5 protein-coding genes are annotated in these 4,285 nt (G+C 43.3%); all 5 read right to left on the reverse strand.

Translation table 11 applies throughout. The annotated features are described in order from the left end of the window. Positions 1-103 precede the first annotated feature (103 nt). Entirely contained in the window at positions 104-1,159 is a 1,056-nt protein-coding gene (locus ACFQ38_RS11535) for a YkvI family membrane protein (protein WP_336823773.1), read from the reverse strand. A gap of 281 nt (positions 1,160-1,440) precedes the next feature. Further along, positions 1,441-1,959, reverse strand: coding sequence for a type 1 glutamine amidotransferase domain-containing protein (locus tag ACFQ38_RS11540; RefSeq protein ID WP_336823774.1), 519 nt, complete (start codon positions 1,957-1,959; stop codon positions 1,441-1,443). A gap of 73 nt (positions 1,960-2,032) precedes the next feature. Then, complete coding sequence (locus ACFQ38_RS11545) at positions 2,033-2,626, reverse strand: DNA-3-methyladenine glycosylase (protein WP_381481018.1); 594 nt, start codon at positions 2,624-2,626, stop codon at positions 2,033-2,035. A 100-nt stretch (positions 2,627-2,726) separates the two neighbouring features. Beyond that, on the reverse strand, positions 2,727-3,236 hold the full coding sequence (locus ACFQ38_RS11550) for a P-loop NTPase family protein (RefSeq protein WP_336823776.1): 510 nt from the start codon (positions 3,234-3,236) through the stop codon (positions 2,727-2,729). Then, on the reverse strand, positions 3,229-3,882 hold the full coding sequence (locus tag ACFQ38_RS11555; RefSeq protein ID WP_381481021.1) for a uracil-DNA glycosylase: 654 nt from the start codon (positions 3,880-3,882) through the stop codon (positions 3,229-3,231). Before ACFQ38_RS11555 ends, ACFQ38_RS11550 begins: the two co-directional genes overlap by 8 nt. Positions 3,883-4,285 lie beyond the last annotated feature (403 nt).

The raw sequence follows: 4,285 nt of genomic DNA on the forward strand, positions 1-4,285 counted from the left end.
GAACGGAAAGCGACGGTTGTCAGGGGTTCCCCATTTATTCTCCAACCAGAAAGGGACTATCACAGAAAATCAGTTTTCACTGACTTTCTGGACAGCCCCTTTCTTATCGATGTACTTTTTTTGGCAACTTAATTGAAGAGTATATTAATACAGCCATTAGGAATAAACCGAAATAACCGATTGTAGGATAACAGTACGCCACTAAATCTGTAAACTTTACAAAACTTAGCACAAAACCTATAACTAACGTAATCAAAACGAACATTTTAAAGCGTTTCGTGCCGATTGTAACGAATCTCGCTCCAAACGCGTAAAACATGCTGACCGCTGTATTGAAAATCATGCCATACAATACGAATGCCATGAGCGTAGCCAAAATCGGAGATATCTCATTTATAATTGCCAACATTGGCAAATCTACATCTGCTACCATATCCACTTTTGAGAAAATCGCCAAATGACTCAAAATGATTAAAATCCCTAATCCTAAACCGCCTACTAATCCGCCAAGCGCCGCAACTTTCTCATTTTTCTCCGCTCCTCCCATAACGAGCGACATCGAAGCACCTAACGCAATGTTGAAGGATACATAATTTATCCCAGAAATGAACCAGTTCGGCAATGTTGTGCGGACATTTGTAGCAACCGGATCCAATACAGCAAATGAAGTATCCATTGTCACCAAACAATAAACGGAAACGACGACAACCGCCAAAATGAGAAAAGGCGTAATGCTTCCGATTACTGCCACGACTTTATCGACATTCATCAAAATCGTTACAAAAACAAGAACTACCATTAACAAGCTGCCTATGTAAGACGGAATGCCAAATTGCTGTTCCAAGTTCGAACCTGCTCCAGCCAACATTACGACACCGACACCGAATAATGTAAAAATGATGATATAGTCAACAATAACTCCAATATAACGTCCACTTATTTTGTAAATTACTTCTTTATGAGAAGTTGTCTTCAATCGGCTTCCAAGTCGCGTCAACGTCATCCCCATATATGCAAACAAAACGGTGGATAATATAGCTGCCGCAATTCCCATCATTCCGAAACTCGTAAAATATTGCAGAATTTCTTGACCGGAAGCAAACCCCGCACCGACAATGATCCCGATGAAAGCGCTCCCCATTTTAAGAACCCTTTTCATATGCATTGTTCCCCCTCGTTGTAAATCTATCTAATACTGTCTGAACATTATGATCCGCATCATTGTCTCGTTTAAATTTACCATGTACAAAACAGTATTTCAAGAACATTACGTATTATCCATTTACATAATAAATTTACTAAAATACTCAGCAGTTACCGCTCGTTTATAGAAGCTGATAAACGAGCCACCACAAAAAAAAGAAGATCCCTGTCCCTCCTACGGACAGAGATCCCCTAAAAAAACTGCCCGGCATCACAGCAGGACAGTTCCATTCAAACTTATTTGCCTTCCAATAACTTTTTCGATTCACGGACAAATGCCGGAATGTCATCGGGTGTACGGCTCGTTACCAGCTGGTTTTGACAGACAACGACTTCCTTATCGGCATATTTCGCTCCGGCATTTTCCATATCCACTTTGATGGATTTATATCCGGTTGCATCGCGGCCGTCTAAAGTTTTCGCTGTAATCAGCAGCTGAGGTCCGTGACAGATGGCGAATACTGGTTTCTTATCGTCCATGAATTTCTTCACGAACTGTACGAAACGATCATCCGCGCGCAGTTGGTCTGGTGAAAATCCGCCTGGAATGAAAAGCGCATCGAAATCATCCGGATTCGCTTCATCGATCCCTAAATCGATTTTCACTGTCGCTTTTTCTTGTTTGCCTTTCACTTCTTTTCCAGCTTCCTTCTCAATCGTCACCACTTCATGCCCTGCTTCTTTAAAAGCGTCCGCAGGCTCCGTGTATTCCGAGTCTTCGAATAGGTTTGTTAGGACTGTTGCAATTTTTGCCATCTCTATGAACACTCCTTCGTTTTACTGAATTGATTACACTTTTATCTTTTCCACAACGGACTCCGACCTAAACCTATGGACGATACTTCGAGACGAAAGAATTATTATTTTCATAGAAACGCCAAGGATAATGGACCGCTTCACCAGAATTGCCTATCCCTACTCTCGGTCCGCTTACAACTTCCGAAGCACCCGGACCTTCGGCAATAAAAAGCGGTTCGTCACCCCAATGATGGCCATAATACGCCATTGTGACTCCTAACGCTTTAGATAATTTCCCAGGGCCATTCGTCCAATCTGTCATCTTCAAATGCTCCCCTCTGCGATCGCGGATTAGCTCAAAGCCCTCAACAGGCTCCGCAGCTCTAATTAAAACGGCATGCGGCGTTCCGACTGGTCCGCTTACAACGTTCATAAGCGTGTGCGTATGCATTTGATACGTATATACTAAACCTGCTTCCCCAAACATGATCTCGGTCCGCTTCGTTCGACGATTGCCATAGCTATGTGCAGCGCGGTCTTCGGGCCCGTGATAAGCTTCCGTTTCAACAATGCGTGCTGCAATGACTCCTTCAGGCAGCTCATGCACAATCATTTGACCAACTAAATTGCGTGCAAGCTCCAATACAGGCATATGAAAAAAAGATTTTTCTATAGGAAAATACATGTGCTGTTCCTCCATCATTTCCGTTCACGTTATACAATCATTCCCTTATGGGAGCAACAAAAAACAGAATCGTCACCATTGAAACTGTAAGCCTTTCTAATTACAGCTCCGCAAGCCAACGATCCGTTTCTTTTGGTGAAGTAAGGACAACTAAATCCGCGTCACATCTGTCCAACATTTGAAAAACACCGGGTCGCTTCTTTTTCGAATACGTCCAAATGAATTTTACAAACTCCCAATCAAGCTTCTCAGTACACCCTTCTGCCATATCCGGGCGAGCTTTTCCATGATACATAATCCTACGCTTAAAAACGCGGGCTAAACAAAGCCAATTGGGATAATCAAGGAAGATGACCAAATCGGCGTACTTCGCTCGCATCTCAATCGTCGAATTGAAATTTCCATCTATAATCCATTCCTCTTCCATCAATGCCCGTTGAAGCTTCTCTCTAAAAACTGGCTTCGGCGTTGGGACCCATCCTTCATTCCAATAAAGGGCATCTAAATGGAGGACGGGAAGTTGAAGTTTCTTCCCAAGTTCCTTCGAAAGCGTTGATTTCCCTGCTCCACTACAACCAATCACAAGAATTCTTTTATAGGGATCAGACATTTCGCATTTCCTCTAACAATTTGCCAATTGATAGCCAGTCAGCATCCAAATCAGGGCGGTGGGATGGCCTATAAAAAACGGACGCCGGATGAAACGTCGGTACGATCCGGTACAAACGTTCCGTCCATTCATATGCTGTTGACGATAGATCAGGCAAGCAACGTACAGGCTTTTCCAGCAACTGTCCATGCAACTCTGTCACCTTTGCTTCCTTGCCAAGCAATCGTTGCAAGCCAACATTGCCCAACGTGACGATCAATTTCGGTTTAACGTTTGCCAATTCATAATCCAACACCGGAGCATGTGCCAAAATTTCTTTTTGCGTCGGCGGCCGATTGTATTTCCGTTCCGTCAACGTACCATCTCGCTCCTTTTTCATCCCCCATCTATATGGCCTGCTCCTCACCGCACTCGTTATGTATACATCTTCACGCGATAATCCGATTGACCCTAAGGACCTCATCAACTCTTTGCCTGCCCTGCCGACAAAAGGAATGCCATCCACTATTTCAAACTCTCCCGGGGCCTCCCCAATTAGCATAAGCTCGGGACGCTCAGGACCTTCCCCATAGACAAAACCTTCAACAGGAAATCCCTTAATCCGTTCCTTACCGACCGCAGCAATCGATTCCGGTATCCGAAACATCAGCACACTCCCTCCCAAAACACTTCTCCCTTTAACAATACCCTTCTTGAATGAAGAATAAAAACCTTTTGAAACGCCACATCATCACTGCCTACAGAAACGCAAAAAAAATTATACATAAATGCATAAAAATCAACAAAGAACACATAAATACTTACAATAACGCATAATCAACTCCAAAAAAGCATAAAACTACACTCCCGCGCATAAATCAAATAAATAACGCATAACCACCGCAGCTCCACTATTTCATTCCGTTCAATACTTCCATATAACGACCAATTATCCCTCCCTTACTAAATAAAAAAGGGGCTGTCCAGAAAGTCAGTGAAAACTGATTTTCTGTGATAGTCCCTTTCTGGTTGGAGAATAAATGGGGAACCCCTGACAACCGTCGCTTTCC

The organism is Sporosarcina contaminans (genome assembly GCF_042679045.1).
Classification (GTDB): domain Bacteria; phylum Bacillota; class Bacilli; order Bacillales_A; family Planococcaceae; genus Sporosarcina; species Sporosarcina contaminans.